At 72.9% G+C, this 17,786-nt stretch carries 18 protein-coding genes; 4 read left to right on the plus strand and 14 right to left on the minus strand.

Features of this window, described 5'->3' with window-relative positions:
- Positions 1-62: 62 nt before the first annotated feature.
- The 3 genes from K7B10_RS11740 to K7B10_RS11750 all read right to left on the minus strand — a co-directional run bounded on the left by K7B10_RS11740 (position 63) and on the right by K7B10_RS11750 (position 4,734).
- Positions 63-530 carry a hypothetical protein gene (locus K7B10_RS11740; protein WP_229336055.1) on the minus strand — a complete coding sequence of 156 codons (468 nt, stop codon included), beginning with the start codon at positions 528-530 and terminating at the stop codon, positions 63-65.
- Between the two features lie 197 nt (positions 531-727).
- Positions 728-3,274, minus strand: coding sequence for a polynucleotide kinase-phosphatase (locus tag K7B10_RS11745; protein ID WP_229336056.1), 2,547 nt, complete (start codon positions 3,272-3,274; stop codon positions 728-730).
- Positions 3,271-4,734 carry a 3' terminal RNA ribose 2'-O-methyltransferase Hen1 gene (locus K7B10_RS11750; RefSeq protein ID WP_229336057.1) on the minus strand — a complete coding sequence of 488 codons (1,464 nt, stop codon included), beginning with the start codon at positions 4,732-4,734 and terminating at the stop codon, positions 3,271-3,273. Before K7B10_RS11750 ends, K7B10_RS11745 begins: the two co-directional genes overlap by 4 nt.
- A 214-nt stretch (positions 4,735-4,948) precedes the next feature.
- Here K7B10_RS11750 and K7B10_RS11755 point away from each other — a divergent pair, with 214 nt between their 5' ends.
- On the plus strand, positions 4,949-5,971 hold the full coding sequence (locus tag K7B10_RS11755) for a hypothetical protein (protein ID WP_229336058.1): 1,023 nt from the start codon (positions 4,949-4,951) through the stop codon (positions 5,969-5,971).
- Here K7B10_RS11755 and mmuM read toward each other — a convergent pair.
- Positions 5,950-6,885, minus strand: a complete 936-nt coding sequence (mmuM, locus tag K7B10_RS11760) for a homocysteine S-methyltransferase (protein WP_229336059.1) — start codon at positions 6,883-6,885, stop codon at positions 5,950-5,952. The two genes, K7B10_RS11755 and mmuM, sit on opposite strands and share 22 nt — an antisense overlap.
- 16 nt (positions 6,886-6,901) lie before the next feature.
- Positions 6,902-7,825 carry an LLM class F420-dependent oxidoreductase gene (locus K7B10_RS11765; RefSeq protein ID WP_229336060.1) on the minus strand — a complete coding sequence of 308 codons (924 nt, stop codon included), beginning with the start codon at positions 7,823-7,825 and terminating at the stop codon, positions 6,902-6,904.
- A gap of 204 nt (positions 7,826-8,029) precedes the next feature.
- On the opposite strand from K7B10_RS11765, the gene K7B10_RS11770 reads away from it, so the two are divergent.
- On the plus strand, positions 8,030-8,296 hold the full coding sequence (locus K7B10_RS11770; protein WP_229345778.1) for a hypothetical protein: 267 nt from the start codon (positions 8,030-8,032) through the stop codon (positions 8,294-8,296).
- Positions 8,297-8,385: 89 nt separating this feature from the next.
- Here the strand turns inward: K7B10_RS11770 and K7B10_RS11775 are convergent, their stop codons facing one another.
- The 4 genes from K7B10_RS11775 to K7B10_RS11790 all read right to left on the minus strand — a co-directional run bounded on the left by K7B10_RS11775 (position 8,386) and on the right by K7B10_RS11790 (position 11,088).
- Entirely contained in the window at positions 8,386-8,871 is a 486-nt protein-coding gene (locus K7B10_RS11775) for a DUF6099 family protein (protein WP_229336061.1), read from the minus strand.
- A gap of 123 nt (positions 8,872-8,994) precedes the next feature.
- Positions 8,995-9,405, minus strand: coding sequence for a nucleotide pyrophosphohydrolase (locus K7B10_RS11780; RefSeq protein WP_229336062.1), 411 nt, complete (start codon positions 9,403-9,405; stop codon positions 8,995-8,997).
- The gene (locus K7B10_RS11785; protein WP_229336063.1) at positions 9,402-10,625 is read right to left on the minus strand and encodes an AAA family ATPase; all 1,224 of its coding nucleotides are present in this window, start codon (positions 10,623-10,625) and stop codon (positions 9,402-9,404) included. The genes K7B10_RS11780 and K7B10_RS11785 overlap by 4 nt, the downstream gene beginning before the upstream one ends.
- A gap of 67 nt (positions 10,626-10,692) precedes the next feature.
- Positions 10,693-11,088 (minus strand): cell division protein SepF, encoded by a 396-nt coding sequence (locus K7B10_RS11790; protein ID WP_030154409.1) that lies wholly within the window; start codon positions 11,086-11,088, stop codon positions 10,693-10,695.
- Positions 11,089-11,251: 163 nt separating this feature from the next.
- Here K7B10_RS11790 and K7B10_RS11795 point away from each other — a divergent pair, with 163 nt between their 5' ends.
- Together K7B10_RS11795 and K7B10_RS11800 are read left to right on the plus strand one after the other, a co-directional pair.
- Positions 11,252-11,965, plus strand: a complete 714-nt coding sequence (locus K7B10_RS11795) for a DUF2470 domain-containing protein (protein WP_229336064.1) — start codon at positions 11,252-11,254, stop codon at positions 11,963-11,965.
- A 49-nt stretch (positions 11,966-12,014) separates the two neighbouring features.
- A complete protein-coding gene (locus K7B10_RS11800; protein ID WP_229336065.1) occupies positions 12,015-12,935 on the plus strand; it encodes an NADP-dependent oxidoreductase in 921 nt (306 codons plus the stop codon).
- Between the two features lie 53 nt (positions 12,936-12,988).
- On the opposite strand, the gene K7B10_RS11805 is transcribed toward K7B10_RS11800, so the two are convergent.
- Genes K7B10_RS11805 through ssuE form a run of 5 tightly spaced genes read right to left on the minus strand, consistent with a single transcriptional unit; the run spans position 12,989 to position 17,786 of the window.
- Positions 12,989-14,320 (minus strand): LLM class flavin-dependent oxidoreductase, encoded by a 1,332-nt coding sequence (locus K7B10_RS11805; RefSeq protein ID WP_229336066.1) that lies wholly within the window; start codon positions 14,318-14,320, stop codon positions 12,989-12,991.
- 32 nt (positions 14,321-14,352) lie between these two features.
- On the minus strand, positions 14,353-15,306 hold the full coding sequence (locus K7B10_RS11810) for an ABC transporter permease (protein ID WP_229336067.1): 954 nt from the start codon (positions 15,304-15,306) through the stop codon (positions 14,353-14,355).
- A complete protein-coding gene (locus K7B10_RS11815) occupies positions 15,303-16,148 on the minus strand; it encodes an ABC transporter ATP-binding protein (RefSeq protein WP_229336068.1) in 846 nt (281 codons plus the stop codon). The genes K7B10_RS11810 and K7B10_RS11815 overlap by 4 nt, the downstream gene beginning before the upstream one ends.
- 5 nt (positions 16,149-16,153) lie before the next feature.
- The gene (locus K7B10_RS11820; RefSeq protein ID WP_229336069.1) at positions 16,154-17,185 is read right to left on the minus strand and encodes an ABC transporter substrate-binding protein; all 1,032 of its coding nucleotides are present in this window, start codon (positions 17,183-17,185) and stop codon (positions 16,154-16,156) included.
- A 37-nt stretch (positions 17,186-17,222) separates the two neighbouring features.
- Positions 17,223-17,786 carry an NADPH-dependent FMN reductase gene (gene ssuE / locus K7B10_RS11825; protein WP_229336070.1) on the minus strand — a complete coding sequence of 188 codons (564 nt, stop codon included), beginning with the start codon at positions 17,784-17,786 and terminating at the stop codon, positions 17,223-17,225.

Raw genomic sequence — 17,786 nt, forward strand, 5'->3', positions numbered from 1 at the left:
GCGTTCGCTCAGGAGACCGAGCGGAACCGGCAGCCCCCGCAGGCCCGGCGGCTCCCGCGGGATCAGCGCAGACCGAGAAGTGCCGCCGGGGTCCCGACCAGCTCCGGGGCGGTCAGACCCAGCTTGGGCGTGGTCAGGTTCGGAATGCCGTAGTTGCTGCCGTCCGGCATCGTCAGCGGGGCGCCGACGATCGCACCGGGGGTGCGGGTGAGGACGTTGGTGGCCGGGGACTCCAGCGTGCCCTCGCCGTCCGTCTTCGGGTCGCCGAGCAGGTTCGGCACCGGCGCGCCGACCAGGGTGTCGCCGAGCTCGGTGCTGACCGGCAGCACCGGGAGGATGGGGCTCGGGAGCAGGTCCCCCGAGTGGTAGCGGGGCGCCTCCGGGGCGCCGACGACGGGCATCGGCACCGCGGTGGCCACGCGCGGGGTGTCCACGCCCAGCGTGGTCTTCACGGCGTCCAGGGGGACACCCACCGGCACCGAGTCGGCCACGGCCGGGGTGGCCGCGCCGGCCGCGGCCATACAGGTCATGAGTGCCGCAATGCTTCCGCGCGCGGTCATCTTCATAGGTGACGTTCCGTCCTTCCAGGGTCGCGGACATTCCGCTGCCCTGGATGAACGATCCCGCCGGTGGTTTTCCCGGCGTTCTCCCGGAAAGTTCCCCCATACGACCTAATTCACGGCCGTACGGGGGCCTCGCCTTTACGGCTGTGCTGACCCGCCCCCGCTCACAACCGGGGGTCGACAGGCTCCGATTCGAGGGCGAGCACCGCGAAGACCGCCTCGTGCACCCGCCACAGCGGCTCCTCGCCCGCCAGCCGGTCCAGGCCCTCCAGCCCGAGCGCGTACTCGCGCAGGGCCAGCGAGCGCTTGTGCCCCAGGAACCGCTGGCGCAGTTTCTCCAGCTGCTCCGGACGCGTGTACTCCGGGCCGTAGATGATCCGCAGGTACTCGCGCCCGCGCACCTTGACCCCGGGCTGGACCAGGCGGCCCTTGCCGTCGCGGGCGTACGCCCGGAGCGGCTTGACGACCATGCCCTCGCCGCCCGCGGCCGTCAGCTCCAGCCACCAGTCGGTGCCCGCCCGTACGGATTCCTCGTCGGCGGTGTCGACCAGGATCCGGCCCGTGCGGCGCAGCAGCCCGGTGCCGGCGGCCTCGTCCGCGGCGACGAGCCGGTCCAGCCAGAACAGCTGCTCGTCGTGCGGTACGGCGGCCAGCGAGCGCCCGGCCGCCGCCAGCAGCTGGAACGGCGCGAACCGTACGCCGTCCAGCCCGTCGGTGCTCCAGCAGTAACGCCGGTACGCCTCGGTGAACCGCTCGGCGTCGGCGGCCCGGTCCCGCTGGCGGGCGAGCAGGCCGCCGGTGTCGACGCCCCGCTCCGCGGCCGCGGCCAGGGCGCCGAGGGCGTCCGGGAAGACGGCGCGGGAGGCCGCGCCGACGGCCGCGTACTGGTGGCGCAGCAGGCCGGTGGACTTCAGGGACCAGGGCAGCAGCTCCCCGTCCAGCAGCAGCCAGTCGGTGCCCAGTTCCTCCCACAGACCCGCGTCGGTGACGGCGCCCCGGAGCCGGGTGAGGACCTCCTCGGTGACCTCGGGGTCCTGGAAGAAGGGCCGTCCGGTGCGGGTGTAGACGGAACCGGTCGGGCCCTCGACGCCGAAGCGCTCGCGGGCCGCCCCGGCGTCCTTGCAGACGAGGACGGTGGCCCGGGAGCCCATGTGCTTCTCCTCGCACACGACCTGGGCGATGCCGTCCTTGCGGTACTGGGCGAAGGCCTCGGCCGGGTGCTCCAGGTAGCCCTCCTCCCGCGAGGTGGCGGTCGGCGCCATGGTCGGCGGCAGGTACGGGACCAGCCTCGGATCCACCGCGAAGCGGCTCATGACCTCCAGGGCCGCCGCCGCGTTCTCCTCGCGCACGGTGACGTTGCCCAGGTGCCGGGTCTCGACGATCCGGCGCCCGTGGACGTCGCCCAGGTCGAGCGGGCGCCCCTCGTGTCCGCCCGGCGCCGCGGCGGCGAGCGGCTTGACCGGCTCGTACCAGACCTTCTCGGCCGGTACGTCGACCAGTTCGCGCTCGGGCCAGCGCAGGGCGGTCATCTTCCCGCCGAAGACGGCGCCCGTGTCCAGGCAGATGGTGTTGTTGATCCACGCGGTGTTCGGGACCGGGGTGTGGCCGTAGACCACGACCGCCTTGCCGCGGTACTCCTCGGCCCACGGGTAGCGCACGGGCAGGCCGAACTCGTCGGTCTCGCCGGTGGTCTCCCCGTAGAGGGCGTGCGAGCGGACCCGGCCGGAGGTGCGCCCGTGGTACTTCTCGGGCAGGCCGGCGTGGCACACCACCAGCTTGCCGCCGTCGAGCACGTAGTGGCTGACCAGGCCGCGGATGAACTCCCGCACCTCCTGGACGAACTCCTGCGGCTCCCGGCCGAGCTGCTCGATCGTCTCGGCGAGCCCGTGGGTCTGCTGGACGTTGGAGCCCTTGAGGTAACGGCCGAGCTTGTTCTCGTGGTTCCCGGGCACGCACAGGGCGTTGCCGGAGCGGACCATCGCCATCACCCGGCGCAGGACGCCGGGGCTGTCCGGGCCGCGGTCGACGAGGTCGCCGACGAACACGGCGGTGCGGCCCTCGGGGTGGACACCGTCCTCGTACCCGAGCTCGCCGAGCAGGGTCTCCAGCTCGGAGGAACAGCCGTGGATGTCACCGATGATGTCGAAGGGGCCGGTGAGGTGAGTGAGGTCGTTGAACCTCTTCTCCAGCACCACCTCGGCGGTGTCGGCCTCCTGCGGAGTGCGCAGCACGTGCACCTTGCGGAAGCCCTCGCGCTCCAGTCCGCGCAGCGAGCGGCGCAGGTCGCGCCGGTGCCTCTGGATGACGGCGCGGGGCAGCCCGGCCCGGTCGGGGCGGGCGGCGTTGCGTTCGGCGCAGACCTCTTCGGGCATGTCGAGGACGATGGCGATCGGCAGGACGTCGTACTCGCGGGCGAGCTGCACCAGCCGGCGGCGGGCCTCGGCCTGCACGCTGGTGGCGTCGACGACGGTCAGGCGGCCGGCCGCGAGGCGCTTGCCGGCGATGTAGTACAGGACCTCGAAGGCGTCACGGCTCGCACTCTGATCGTTCTCGTCGTCGGCGACGAGGCCCCGGCAGTAGTCGGAGGAGATGACCTCGGTGGGCTTGAAGTGCTTGCGGGCGAAGGTGGACTTCCCGGATCCGGTGGCCCCGATCAGGACGACGAGGGACAGGTCGGTGACGGGGAGCACGCGCGTGCCGTTGGTGGTCATGCGACCTCACCCTCCTTCTGGGTACCGGTGTCGATCCGAGTGAAAACGGCCATCTGGGTGGGCGGCCCCACCTCGGGGTCGTCGTCGCCGACGGGCACGAAGGCGACCTCGTACCCGTGGCGGCCGGCCACGGAGGCGGCCCAGCCGCCGAACTCCGCGCGGTTCCACTCGAAACGGTGGTCGCCGTGCCGGACGTGCCCGGCGGGCAGGGTCTCCCAGCGGACGTTGTATTCGACGTTGGGTGTGGTGACGAGGACCGTACGGGGGCGGGCCGCGCCGAACACCGCGTACTCCAGGGCGGGCAGCCGCGGCAGGTCCAGGTGCTCGATGACCTCGCTGAGCACGGCCGCGTCGTAGCCGGCCAGCCGTTTGTCGGTGTAGGCGAGCGAGCCCTGGAGCAGCTGGACGCGGCTGCTCTGCTGCTCCCCCATCCGCTCCAGGCGCAGCCGCTTGGCGGCCATGCCGAGGGCCCGCATGGACACGTCGACTCCGACGATCTCGGTGAAGGCCGGCTCCTTGAGGAGGGCCTGCACCAGCTGCCCCTGGCCGCAGCCGAGGTCGAGGACCCGGGAGGCGCCGGCGGCGCGCAGCGCGCCGAGGATCGCCTCGCGCCGCCGCACGGCGAGCGGCACGGCCTTCTCCTCGGTCTCCCCCACGGCGTTGTCGAGCTCCTCGACCTCGCTGCCGTCGGCCTCGGCCAGCCGCAGCAGCTCCAACCGGTCCAGGGCCTCACGGGTCAGCCCCTTGTGCCGGGCCAGATAGCGGGCGCTGATGAGCCCGTTCTCGGGGTGCGCGGCCAGCCAGCCGTCTCCGGCGCGCAGCAGCTTGTCGACCTCGTCGGGCGCGACCCAGTAGTGCTTGGCGTCGTCGAGCACGGGCAGCAGGACGTAGAGCTGCCGCAGGGCGTCGGCGAGCCGCAGCTCGCCCTCCAGCACGAGCCGTACGTAGCGGGAGTCCCCCCACTCGGGGAACTGCTCGTCGAGCGGTACGGGTTCGGCCCGTACGAGGTCCCAGCCGAGCGGATCGAACAGCCGGTGGACGAGCTGCGCCCCGCCGCGCGCGGGCAGCGCCGGTATCTCGATCCGCAGCGGACGGGCCTGCTCCGGCAGCTCGGGGCGGGCGGTGCAGCGGCCGCCCAGCGCGCTGCGGAAGACGGAACCGAGGGCGACGGCGAGCAGTGAGGAGGCCGCGTACGGGCGGTCGTTGACGTACTGCGCGAGCGCGGCGTCGGGCGCCCCGCCCCGCCCCTTGCCCTGCCCGCGCCGCACGAGCGCGACGGGATCCACCTCGAGCAGCAGCGCCGCCGTGCACCGTTCGTCGGCGGCCTCGGGGTAGAACACGTGGGCGATGCCGTGGGAGGTGGAGAACGCCTGCACCTTCCCAGGGTGCTTGTGCAGCAGAAAACCCAGGTCGGTGGCCGGGTCCTCAGCACTGCCAGTGGTGGAGATCGTCAGGAACATGCAGCTCAGCATGGATGCGGCCACTTGTCGGGGGCCACCGAATTTCTTCCCCGGCCTGCCCCCGCCCCACCCGCGGATCCCGATTCGGGCAAGTGCCCGACGCGCGTGCGCCCCGCGCTGTACGGTCCGCGGAACACGTCGTTCCCCGTGCCCCCGGCATCCCGGCAGCCCCTGGAGGGCCTCTCTCGTGTACCCGCCGCAGCCCTACCCACCCATGCCCGCGCCCGTGCGCCGCTGGTGGCAGCATCCCGCCCTGATCATCACCCTGCTGGTCGTGATCCCGCCCGCGGGCATCGCGCTCGCCTGGACCAGCCGGTGGGGGCAGGCCAAGAAGATCGTGGCGACGGTCCTGGCCGGTCTGTGGTTCCTCACGCCCTTCCTGGGCGACCCGCCGAAGGAGACGGAGGCCGACGCCAAGACGGCCGCCGTCGCGTCCGCCTCGCCGAGCGCGAGCCCCGGCCGGACCGAGCCGCCCTCGCTCGTCGGCCGGAACCTCAAGGAGGCGCGGGCCACCGCGCTCGCCGCGGGATTCCAGGCGCTCTCGCACGACGCGTCCGAGGGGAGCGCCGCCCAAGTGGCGGAGGCCGACTGGAAGGTGTGCTTCCAGAGCCTGGTCACCGAGAAGGCCGGTGCGATACCCGCGCTCGACTTCGGCGTGGTCCGCACCGACGCCCCGTGCCCCGCGAAGGACGGGGATCCGATCCCCTATCCGAAGATGCCCAAGGTCGTCGGCCTGACCTTCGCCAAGGCCTCCGAGACGCTCGGGCCGATCGGCTTCGGGAAGATCGAGCCGCAGAGCGCGTTCACGGACGTCACCCTGCCGGCCGCCGTGGACGACTGGGCCGTCTGCTTCCAGGAGCCCGAAGAGGGCAAGGAGATCAGCGCGCCCGGAACCACCACCGCCGCCCTGAAACTCGTGTCTCCCGGCACCACTTGCCCGGGTGCGCCGAACACCCGGCTCCACCCCGAGCCGGTGCCGGTGCCGACGCATGACGACGACTCCGGCAGCTCCGCTTCGGGCGGCACTTCCTCCGGGGGATCCACGTCCGGCGGGTCCTCCTCGGGCGGGTCCTCCTCAGGAGGGTCTTCCTCCTCAGGAGGGTCCGACAGCGGCGGTGGAGGCGGAAACACCGTGACGCCCGGCGCGTTCTGCTCCCCGGCCGGGGCGACCGGGGTCAGCAAGAAGGGCACCTCCTACACCTGCAAGGGGCCCGGTCAGCCACGCTGGCGCCAATGACCGGTCCCACCCCGGGACGTCCCGGCGGCCAGTTCGGCGATGCCCGCCGGGCCGATGCGGCAGCAGCCGCCGATCAGGCGGGCGCCCGCCGTGCGCCAGGCTGCGACGGGCCAGGGTGTGGGGTGGGGCGGGGCGTGCCAGGTGGCGGTGGGGGCGTCCCAGACGGAGCCGTCGTTGGGGTAGGCCAGGAGCGGCTTCCGTGTGACCGAGGCGGCCGCCTCCAGGGCGGGCAGCACGTCCGCGGGGTCGCAGCAGTTGACGCCGACCGCGATGATCTCCGGGGCCCCGGCCGCGAGGGCGAAGGCTTCCGGCAGCGGCCGGCCGGCGCGGGTGCGGGCGCCGGCCACCGTGTAGCTCAGCCAGGCGGCCGCCCCCGTCCCGGCGAGGACGCCGAGCAGCGCTTCGGCCTCCTCCGCGTCCGGGATGGTCTCCAGCGCCAGGACATCGGCGCCCGCCGCGAGCAGCGCCTCGATCCGCGGTCGGTGGAAGGCGGCCAGCTCGCGCACGCTCAGCCCGTACCGCCCGCGGTACTCGGAGCCGTCCGCGAGCACCGCCCCGTACGGGCCCACCGAGGCGGCGACCCAGACCTCGTGGTCGGCGGCCTCGGCCGCCCGGGCGGCCAGCGCGACGCTGCGGTGCAGCAGGGCGGTGGTCTCGGCCCGGTCGTGGCCGTGCGCGGCGAAGGCCTCGTACCCGACCTGGTAGCTGGCGGTGATCAGCACCTCGGCCCCGGCCCGTACGTACGCCGCGTGGGCCGCCTCGACCTGGTCCGGCCGCTCGGCGAGCACCCGGCCCGACCAGAGCCCGCCGGACAGGTCGCAGCCCTGTTCGGCGAGCTGGTTGCTCAGCCCTCCGTCCAGGACCACGACCCTGCGGGCCAGGGCTTCGGCGAGCGGGCCGGAGGCTCGGGGCACGGCTGTTCCGCCTCCCTCAGCCGAGCTGGGACAGCACCTGGGCCGAGATCAGCTCCAGGTGGTCCAGGTCGTCGAGGTCGAGCATCTGGAGGTAGATGCGGGAGCTGCCGACGGCCCCGTAGGCACCGATCTTCTCCACCACTTCGGCCGGGGAGCCGGCCAGGCCGTTGGCCTTGAGCTCGTCCACGTCCCGGCCGATGGCGGCGGCCCGGCGGGCGACCTCGGCGTCGTCCCTGCCGACGCACGCCACCAGGGCGTTGGAGTAGACGAGGTCGTCGGCCCGCCGCCCGGCCTCCTCGGCGGCCCGGCGCACCCGGCCGAACTGCCGCTCGCTGTCCGCGATCGACGCGAACGGCATGTTGAACTCGTCCGCGTACCGCGCGGCCAGGCGCGGGGTGCGCTTCGCGCCGTGGCCGCCGATGAGCACGGGCACCTTGGCCTGGGCCGGCTTGGGCAGCGCCGGGGACTTCTCCACCCGGTAGTGGGTGCCGGTGTAGTCGAACGTGCCGCCGGGCTCGGTCGCCCACAGGCCGGTCACGATGGCCAGCTGCTCCTCCAGCCGGGCCATCCGCTCCGCCGGGAAGGGGATGCCGTACGCCTTGTGCTCCTCCTCGAACCAGCCCGCGCCCAGCCCCAGTTCGACCCGGCCCCCGGACATCTGGTCGACCTGGGCCACCTGGATGGCGAGCACGCCGGGCAGCCGGAACGTCCCGGCCGTCATCAGCGTGCCGAGCCGGATCCGCCGCGTCTCCCTGGCCAGGCCCGCGAGCGTGATCCATGCGTCGGTGGGCCCCGGCAGGCCGTCCGCCGACCCCATCTTCAGATAGTGGTCCGACCGGAAGAACGCGTCGAAGCCCAGGTCCTCGGTGGCCTTGGCGACGCTCAGGAGGGTGTCGTAGCTCGCGCCCTGCTGGGGCTCGGTGAAAATGCGGAGATCCATGACTCCCATCCTGCCTCGCCCACCCCGGCAGGGTGAATCTGCGTCAACCGGACGGTCCACCCCGGGCGCGGCCAGTGACCAGCCCGGATGGGGCTCGTTGGCTCGGACGGAGCCGGACCGCCCGGCCCGCGCGCCGGCGGCCCTTTCGCCGGTGCGTCCACCGCCCCCTTCCGCCTTGGAAGGGCCAGGGCCGAGGAGGCCGCCATGTCCCACGAGTCCGTGCCCGAGCACATCGGACAGACCGGACAGGCAGCACACGACCATGCACGTCAGGAGCCCGCGGCGGCCGCCCAGGGCGGCGCGCCGAAGGGCCTGCTCCAGCAGATGGAAGAGCTGATGGCGGCGCTGAACGCCGACCTGTCGCAGCTCGACGCCGACCTCCAGTCCTCCACGGACCGCGGCCCCGGCGCGCCGCTGACCCCCGGCAGCCCCTCCCCCGGCAGCGAGCGCCCGCCCTACCCGTCGTACTGACCGTGCCGGTCGGATGACCGTGCGGGTCCCGTCGCGCGCGGCGGGACCCCCGATTCGGCTCTCACTCTTTCCCCGTCGGGCCACGCCCGTCAGACCACACCTGAGGCTGACCCCCGTTCGCGCACCGTCAGCCGGCGCAGGACGGCCCGGACCCGGTCACTCGATTCGTCGGCCGCGTCTATGGACTCTATGCACTGCCAGTACAGGCTTTCGTCGTCCGTCGCGCAGGCCACCCCGACCAGGGCTATCCCCACTTCGCCGAGCAGCGCCTGCAGTCCGAGCAGAGCCTGGCGGACGTCCGCCACCTCGGTCAGCTGTGCTGCTTTCGGCGGGTAGTCGGGCGCGCTGCCCTCTCCGCGCAGGGCCGCTCTGTCGAGCACCCCGCAGCCTCTGCCTCCCGCTTCACCCAGCCCCCGTGCCTCCGATCTCAGCTCCGGCGGCCCCGTGACCGCCAGCCAGCTCCCGATCCCCTGTACGAGCGCCTGGGCCTGCCAGGCCTCGCCCACGATGTCCATCGCCGCCCCGCTCCGCGCCAGCGCGTGCCGGCCGGCCGCGATGAGCCGTACCGCATCCATATGCCGTCCCCCGTCCGCACGACATCCGCCGTTCTCACCACTACCCAGAGTGAGGGCAATGGGCCAGTAAAGCCAGGGGTATTCGGAAATCTGTGGACACAAACATGATTGCGGACGACGCCATCACTCCGAAGAGTGACAATTCGATGTCGGAGGCCCCGCCACCGGGAAGCGGAGCTCGTTCCTCTCGATCTTCGCGGCGAGCGCATCCAGCACATCCACCCCGAGAACCTCACAGAATTGCAGCAGATACGCCAGCACGTCGGCCACCTCATCGGCCACCCGGTGCGCGGTTTCCGGCTTCTCCATGACCTCCGCCGACTGTTCCGGGGTCAGCCACTGGAAGATTTCGACCAGTTCGGACGCTTCCACGCTCAGCGCCGCCGCCAGGTTCTTGGGCGTGTGGTAGGGCTCCCAGCCGCGCGCTGAGGCGAACTCGGCCAGTCTCCGCTGGAGTTGGTGCAGCCGCTCCTGCGGCCTCGGATCCTGCGGGCCCGGCTCGCCCCCGTGCCGTACGTCCTGCTCATCGCTCATGGGATCAGGTCTACCACCGTCACCCCCGGGGTCGCCCGGGCGGCCTCGGCCGCCCCCTCCCCCACCGCCGCGAGCAGCCGGACGTGGCCGCGGCCGCAGGACAGCAGGGCCAGCCGCAGCAGTTCGGCGCTCTGCCGCCGGTCCAGATCGCGGTCGAAGCCGTCGGCGAGGACGGTCAGCGCCTGCCGGGCGGAGAGCAGCTCGGCGGCCGGGTCCATGGCGAGCACCCCCGGGCCGGTCAGCAGGACCAGCGCCAGCGCGAGGAAGCGGAGCTCGCCCGCGCCGAGCCGGCCCAGCTCCGTGGCGGGCCCGGCGCGGCCGCGGTCCAGCACCGCCGTGACGGGGCCCTGCGCGGGAGCCCGCACGTCCAGCCCCGCCACCGGGCCAGCGCAGCCGGTGCGCGCCGCCGCGGCGAGCAGCGCGTGGCGGGTGCCGCATTCGTGGCGGGTCCGGCGCAGGACGTCGGCCAGGTTGGCGCAGTCGCCGAGCAGCCTGCCCCCGCCCGTCGGGACGGGTGCGCGCATCCGGTCGGGGCGCGGGTCGCAGGAGAAGACCGAGCGCAGCGCCACCACCACCTGCTCGGCGGCCGCGAGGACCAGGCGCTGCCCGGCCGTGGAGCCGGCGACGCGCAGCGGGAGCAGGGCGGTGCCGAGCCGGTCGTCGGGGAGCGGGGCCCGGGTGACGCCGACGGCTCCACCGGTCAGCCAGGAGGCCTGCACGGAGCGGCGGCCGGGGTCGCGCAGGGCGGTGGCGAGCAGGATCTGCCCGCCGACCGCGAGCCGCTCCCCGACGATCCGGAGGGTGGGCTCGGCCTGTACGGCGAGGTCGAGGCGGACGGGCCCGGCGGGGCCGTCGACGGTGCAGCCGATGCGGAATCCGCGCCGCCCCTGGCCGTCGGGCAGGGCCCGGTCGGGGATCCGGCCCAGCGGATCGGGGAACGCCTCCTCCAGCGTGGCCCCTGCCCCGAGCCCGGCCAGGGCCTCGTAGGCGGCCAGGACCTGGGACTTGCCGCTGCCGCTGGGCCCGGCGAGGAAGGTGACGGGCCCCAGCGCGAAGGCGGCGCCGCGGTGCGCCCCGAAGGCGGAGAGCCGCAACCCGGTGACGACGGGCCGGTGGTGCACGACGGCGGGCGGGACCGCGGCGTCGACGAGGGCGGTGGATAACTCGGCGCGGTCGGGGGCCGTGGCCCCCGGCGCGCCCGAGTCCAGGGTGGCGTCCATGCGTCGGACGGTACGGGCCGCCGGGCCCCCGGTGGGCACGGCGAACCGTTCCGCCCCGGCGACCTTCCTACGATCGGGGGACGGCGGCGGCCGCGATCCCCTCGACCTCGGTCCCGACGGGCGCCAGCAGGAAGACGTTCCGGTCGACCCGGTGCATCCCGCTGCCCAGGCCGAAGACCACTCCGCTGCTGAAGTCGAGGATCCGCTTGGCCACTTCGCCGTCCGCGCCGGTGAGGTCGAGCAGCACCGGGATCTGTGCGATCAGGTACTCGGCCACCTCCCGCGCGTCGGCGAAGACCTGGACCCTGATCACGACGAAGCGCCGCTGCTCCGCCGCGGACGCCCCCGGCGCCGTGGGGATCGTGCGGTGGTCCACCCGGGAGGGCCACTCGTTGCGACTGCGCAGGGGGACCACCTGCGCGAGCCCCTCCCACTGTTCGTCCGTGACGTCGTACCTGCTCACCGGGCCGCCTCGGCCGTGCGCTTCATGTGCATCCCCCCATCCTCTCGCGTTTCACCCGTTCAGCCCAACAACGACACGAGCGACACGGGGTACTCCCGCAGAAGCGAATAAGTTAGGTTAGGCATACCTAAGTCACTCGCCCAGGACGATGGAGAGATCCCGCATGCGCATGCCCGGTGCCGCCCCCGCCACCCCGGCCGCCGGCCGGCCCACCGATGCCGAGCGGGTCCGGTCGATCCTGGCCGCCGCCCACTCCATGACCGTGGTCACGGACGGGCTGAGCAGCGAGGTCCGCCACCTCGACGGAGCGGACCCGATGGGCCGGCTGCACCTGCACCCGTCCGAGCCGGGCGGCGAATCCGAGTACCGGCCCTCGATCCGGCTGGAGTTCACCGACATCGCCCCCGCCCCCGCACGCGACCGGGTCCGCGCCCGCGTCACGATCACGGGCCGCCTCCTCACGCCGTACACGGACGAAGGCGCCGATTCCACCTGCATGGAATTCGGCCGGGCCGTCCTGGAGGCCGACGGGGGACGCACCTGCGTCAGCCTCGAAGAGCTCGACGCGGCCCGCCCCGACCCCCTCGCCCCGTACGAGGCCGGCATGCTCACGCACCTCCTCGACGACCACGCCGAGCTCGTCAGGCTCCTCCTGCGCCTGGTCCGGCCGCTGCCCGCCGCCGCCATCGTCCGCGTACTGCCGCTCGCCATGGACCGGTACGGGATCACCCTGCGGCTGGAGCTGCACCGCGGCCACCAGGACGTGCGGCTGCCGTTCCCCTCGCCGCTCGACGACGTCGAGCAGTCCGGGGTGCAGATCCAGGCCCTGTTCAGCGCTGCCCGGCGGCGCTCGCACCCCAACACCCTGCCCGCGTGAGAAGCCCCGTACGGGAATAGGCCCACCCGGGACCCCGTTGGGAACGATCATGAAGGCAATCACGTACGACGCATACGGAACTTCCCAGGACCTCAAGCTCGTTGACGTACCGCAGCCCAAGGTCGGCCCCGGCGAGGTGCTGGTCCGGGTCAAGGCCGCCGGGGTCAACCCGGTCGACTGGAAGCTCGCCGCCGGATACCTCGACCCGATCCTCGAAGTCCGATACCCCGTCATACCCGGCTGGGACGTGGCCGGAGTCGTCGAGGCCGTCGGCCCCGACACCTTCGACTTCGCCGTCGGCGACGAGGTGTACGGGTACGTCCGCAAGGAGTGGGTCGAGCTCGGCACGTACGCCGAACTCGTCTCGGCCCCCGTGCGGACGCTGGCCCGCAAGCCCCGCTCCCTCGGCTTCGAGCAGGCCGCGGGCCTCCCGCTGGCCGGCCTCACCGCGTACCAGTCCCTGCAGCGCGCCGGCCTCAAGTCCGGCGAGACCGTCGTCATCCACTCCGCCGCCGGCGGCACCGGCTCCTTCGGCGTGCAGATCGCCGTCGCGCTCGGCCTGCGCGTCATCGGCACGGCCGGCGCGCACAACCACGACTACCTGCGCGCGCTCGGCGCCGAGCCCGTCCTGTACGGGGAGGGCATGGCGGACCGGATCCGCGCGCTCGCCCCCGAAGGCATCGACGCGGGACTGGACTTCTTCGGGGACGGCGCCGTCGAGATCCTCCAGTCGCTCGTCACCGAGCGCGGCCGCGTGGTCTCCATCGCCGACTACGAGGCCGCCGCCAAGGGCGCGCACCAGCTGTGGGTGCGCCCGGACACGGCCGACCTGACGTTCCTCGCGGAACTCGCCGACGCGGGCGGGCTCACGGTCAACGTGGAGCACGCGCTGCCGCTCGCCGAAGCCGCGAGGGCCTGGGAGCTCAGCGCGGCGGGCCGCACCCGCGGCAAGATCGTCCTGACCGTCTGACGACGCGCGGAAGCCGCCGGAGCGCGGAGCTCCGGCGGCTCGCGGCGGGCCCGTCAGGCGCCGGCCCGCGCGTACCGGTTCGCCGGGCGCGGAAGGCCGTAGTTCTCGCGCAGGGTGGTACCGGTGTACTCGGTGCGGAAGAGTCCGCGCCGCTGCAGGATCGGCACGACGTGGTCGACGAAGTCGGTGAGACCGGTCGGCAGCACGGGCGCCATGATGTTGAACCCGTCGGCGGCGCCCTGGGTGAACCACTCCTCCAGCTGGTCGGCGATCTGTTCGGGCGTGCCGGCGAAGACGCGGTGTCCGCGGCCGGCGCCGAGGCGGGCGATCAGGTCGCGCAGGCTGAGGCCGTCGCGGCGGGCCAGCTCGGCTACGAGCGTGAAACGGCTCTTGTTGCCGTTGATGTCCCGCTCCTCGGGGAGCTCGGGCAGCGGGCCGTCGAGGGGGAGGCCGGTCAGGTCGGTGCCGAGCATGCCCGACAGCTGCGCGAGCCCGTACTCCGGCACCTGGAGATCGGTGAGCTGCTGCTCCAGGGCCTTGGCCTCGGCCTCGGTGGAGCCGATGACGGGGGCGATGCCGGGCAGGACGAGCAGGTCGGACTCGGTCCGGCCGTACTTCGCGAGGCGCGACTTGAGGTCCTTGTAGAAGGTCTGCCCGTCGGTGAGGGTCTGCTGGGCGGTGAAGACGGCCTCGGCGTACTGCGCGGCGAACTCCTTGCCGTCCTCCGAGGAGCCTGCCTGGACGAGCAGCGGGTGGCCCTGCGGGGAGCGGGGCACGTTCAACGGGCCGGCGACGCCGAAGTAGGTACCGCGGTGGGCGGCGGGGTGCAGCCTGTCGGTGTCGGCGTAGATGCCGCGCTCCTTGTCGAGGACGATCGCGTCGTCCTCCCAGCTGTCCCAGAGCTTGGTGGCGACGTCCAGGAACTCGCGGGCGCGGTCGTAGCGGAGGCCGTGTTCGAGGTGCTCGTCCTGGCCGAAGTTGCGGGCCTCGTCGACGGTGCCGGAGGTGACGATGTTCCAGCCGGCCCGGCCGTTGCTGATGTGGTCGAGGGAGGCGAACTTGCGGGCGAGGTGGAACGGCTCGTTGAAGGTGGTGGAGACCGTGGCGATGAGCCCGATGTGCTCGGTGACGGCGGCGATGGCCGAGAGCAGGGTGAGCGGCTCGAACCCGCCGAGGGCGTTGTAGCGGGCCTTGCCCCAGAGGGCGAGACCGTCGGCGAAGAAGATCGAGTCGAGCCGCCCGCGTTCGGCGGTCCGCGCCAGATCCTGGAAGTACCGCAGGTCGGTGACCCGCTCGGGGCTGCTGTCGGGATGCCGCCAGGCGGCGTCGTGGTGCCCGGCGTTCATGAGGAAGGCATTGAGGTGCAGGGTCCGGGGTGCGGTCATGGTGGTGTTCCTCGGGGTGGAAGAGACGGGTGTCAGGCGGGGACGCGCCAGAGGCTGAGGCGGCGTTCGACGATGACCAGGAGCTGGTTGAACGCCACGCCGATGGCCGAGATGGTGACGATGCCCGCGTACATCTCCGGGATCGCGAAGTTGAACTGCGAGGCGTTGATCAGATAGCCGAGCCCCGCCTTGGCGCCGATCATCTCGGCGGCCACGAGGACCAGGATCGAGACGGCGCCGGCCAGCCGGATACCCGTGAAGACGGCCGGTACGGAGGCCGGCAGGATCACCTTCTGGAAGAGCCTCGGCGTCGACAGGTCCATGGAACGGGCCAGCCTGACCAGGGTCGGATCGGCGTTGCCGACGGCGCTGATGGTGTTCAGCAGGATCGGCCAGACGCAGGCGTACACGACGATGGAGACCTTCGAGGTCTCGCCGATGCCGAGGAGCAGGACGAACACCGGCAGCAGCGCGAGGGCCGCGGTGTTGCGGAACACTTCGAGCAGCGGGCCGAGCAGCACCGCGACGGGGCGGTACCAGCCGATGAGCAGGCCGAGCGGGACCGCGACGACGACGGCGATGCCGAAGCCGCCGAACGAGCGGACCAGGCTGGCCTGCGTGTGCTCGGCGAGCTGGCCGTTGCCCGCCAGTTCCCACCAGGCCGCGGCGACCTCGCTGACCGGCGGGAGGAAGGTGGAGTCCACCAGCCCGAGCCGGGGGGCCGTCTCCCAGAGCGCGAGCAGGGCGAGGACCGCCGCCGAGCGCAGGGCCGCCGCGCGCAGCCAGTGGGCGGCGGCGCGCAGGGCGTTCCGTGCCGCCGGAGCCGCGGCCGGCCCGGGTTCGCGTGCCGGCGCCGTCTCCCGTACGGGCGCGGAGTCCGGCGCCTGGGCCGGTTCGCGTACCGGCGCGGGCGTACGGGTGGCCCGCACCCCGTCCCCGGGGGCCGCCCCGGCCCCGGTGGTCTTCGTATCGGCTGCGGTGCTCATACGGTGGCCTCCTCCTTCTCCAGTTGCTGGGCGCGGGCCACCTCGTCGTGGAGCAGGGTCCAGATCTCGTGGCGGTAGCGGGCGAATTCCGGGCTGGAGCGCAGCTCCTCCCCGCCGGCGCCGGTGGCCCGGTCGCCGAAGGAGACGGGGACGGCCTCCTTGATCCGGCCGGGGCGGGAGGTCATCACGGCCACCCGCTGCCCGAGGTACACGGCCTCCTCGATCCCGTGCGTGATGAACACGACGGTCTTTCCGGTGCGCTGCCAGATGCGGCGCAGCTCGTCCTGGAGGGATTCGCGGGTCTGCGCGTCGAGCGCCGCGAACGGCTCGTCCATCAGCAGGACGTCCGGGTCGTAGGCGAGCGACCGGGCGATGGCCACGCGCTGGCGCATGCCCCCGGACAGCTCGTGCGGGTGGCGGTCCTCGAAGCCGGTGAGGCCGACGAGGTCCAGGAACTCCCGGGCCCGCGCCGTGCGTTCACGGCGGGGGACGCCCGTCGCCTCCAGCCCGAACTCGATGTTGCCGAGGGCGGTGCGCCAGGGCAGCAGGGCGTACTGCTGGAAGACGATGCCCCGGTCCAGTCCGGGCCCGGTGACCGGCTCGCCGTCGAGCAGGATCCGGCCGGAGCTGGGCCGGGTCAGTCCTCCCAGCAGGTCCAGGAGGGTGGACTTGCCGCAGCCGCTCGGGCCGACGACCACCACGAACTCCCCTGCCCCGATCTCCAGGTCCACGCCGTCGAGGGCGGTGAAGCTGCCGCCGGCGCCGAGGACCCCGGCCCTCCTCCCCTTGGCCTGCTTCCTCGGGAAGGTCTTCGTCACGGACTCGAACACGATCTTCGCCATGGTGCTCAGCCCTTCCCCTGGCCGTTGAACTCGTTCGTGTACAGGTCAGCGGGCTTCAGCTGGCCCTTCTTGATCTCGCCGCGCTCACCGAGCCAGTCGATCCACAGCTGGAACTCCTTGTCGGCGATCCGGCCGCCGGTCTCGGCCACCCCGAACGAGCGCCAGTACCGGAGGGTGGAGGTGTCCTCGTTGCGGCCGCGCTTCTTGACGATCTCGGTCATCCGGGCGATGACCTCCTCGCGCGGGGTGGTCCGGGACCACTCGATGGCCTTGGCGACACCGGTCGTGAAGGTCCGTACGGTGTCGGGGTTCTCCTTGATGAACCGCCGCGTCATCACGTACGAACCGGCGCTGAAGGCGCCGAGCAGCTCGAAGTCCTTGAACAGCGGGCGTATGCCGCCGGTGGCGAGGGCCTTGTCCCGCAGGACCCCGCTGAGCACCCCGACCTCGATCTGCTTCTGGCGCAGTGCCTGCTCGGTGTTGACGGGCGGGACCACCAGGGACTCGACCTTCGCGGCCTCGGCCTTGGAGAGGCCGTTGCGCTCCAGGTAGATGTCCAGCAGCGCCTGGGCGTGGGCGCCCAGGGTGTTCATGCCGACCTTCTTGCCGATCAGGTCGCGGGGCGAGCGGATCGGGCTGTCCTCCAGGACGTAGTAGCCGAGGTAGGTGTCCTTGTCCGAGCCGTAGTAGGAGATGACGGACTGGATCTGGGCCTTGCTCGCGGCGAGTTTGACGATGGCTCCGTTGAAGGCTCCGCCGAAGTGGGTCTGGCCGGTGGCCGCGGACTGGATGTCCTGGGGGCCGCTGATGGTGTTGCCCACCCAGTCGAGGGTCAGGCCGCCCAGGTAGCCGAGGTCCGCTGCCAGTTCGGGGAGCAGGACGGAGCCGACGGCGCCCTGGTACTTCAGGGACGTGACCTGCTTTCCGGATCCGCCGGAGGCGGTGGCCGTACCGCAGCTCACCGCCGCCGCCGAGATGCCGAGCAGGGTGAGGAACTGGCGTCGGGAGGTGCGGGTGGAGCCGAGGGCTGCGGGCATGGGGGTTCCTTGTCCGAAATCAGGGGCTTCTCGACCGCTACGGGGCGGTCGTCACGAAAGCGGCGGCCGAGGCTCCGGCGCTCAGCGCCTCGGCGAATTCGTCGACGGCCTGGAAGAGGTCCAGCTCCGCCTCGGGCCGCAGCCGGCCGGGGCCGGTACCGCGCTCCACGGACGAGTCCAGGACGAACCGGCCGGCGGTGACGTGCCGGGCTCCGAGCGCGGCGAGCACCGGACGCAGGGCGTAGTCGAGGGTCAGTACGTGGGCGAGGCTGCCGCCGGTGGCGATCGGCAGAACCGTCTTGCCGGCCAGCCCGTCCTGCGGCAGCAGATCGAGGAAGGCCTTCAGCAGGCCGGTGTACGAGGCCTTGTAGACCGGGGTCGCGACGATGATCCCGTCGGCCGCCGCGACGGCTTCGAGGGCCCGGCGGATCTCGGGCTCACCGCGGCGGGCGGCGAGGAGGTCGGCCGCGGGGAGCTCCCGTACGGCGAGGTGGGCGGTGTCGAACCCGGCGTGGGCGAGCCGGCGCAGCACGTGGTCGGCGACGACGGCGGTACGGGAGTGCGGGGAGGGGCTGCCGGTGAGGGCGAGCAGGCTGGGCAC

The sequence above is a fragment of the Streptomyces flavotricini genome, from assembly GCF_020639365.1.
GTDB lineage: Bacteria > Actinomycetota > Actinomycetes > Streptomycetales > Streptomycetaceae > Streptomyces > Streptomyces flavotricini.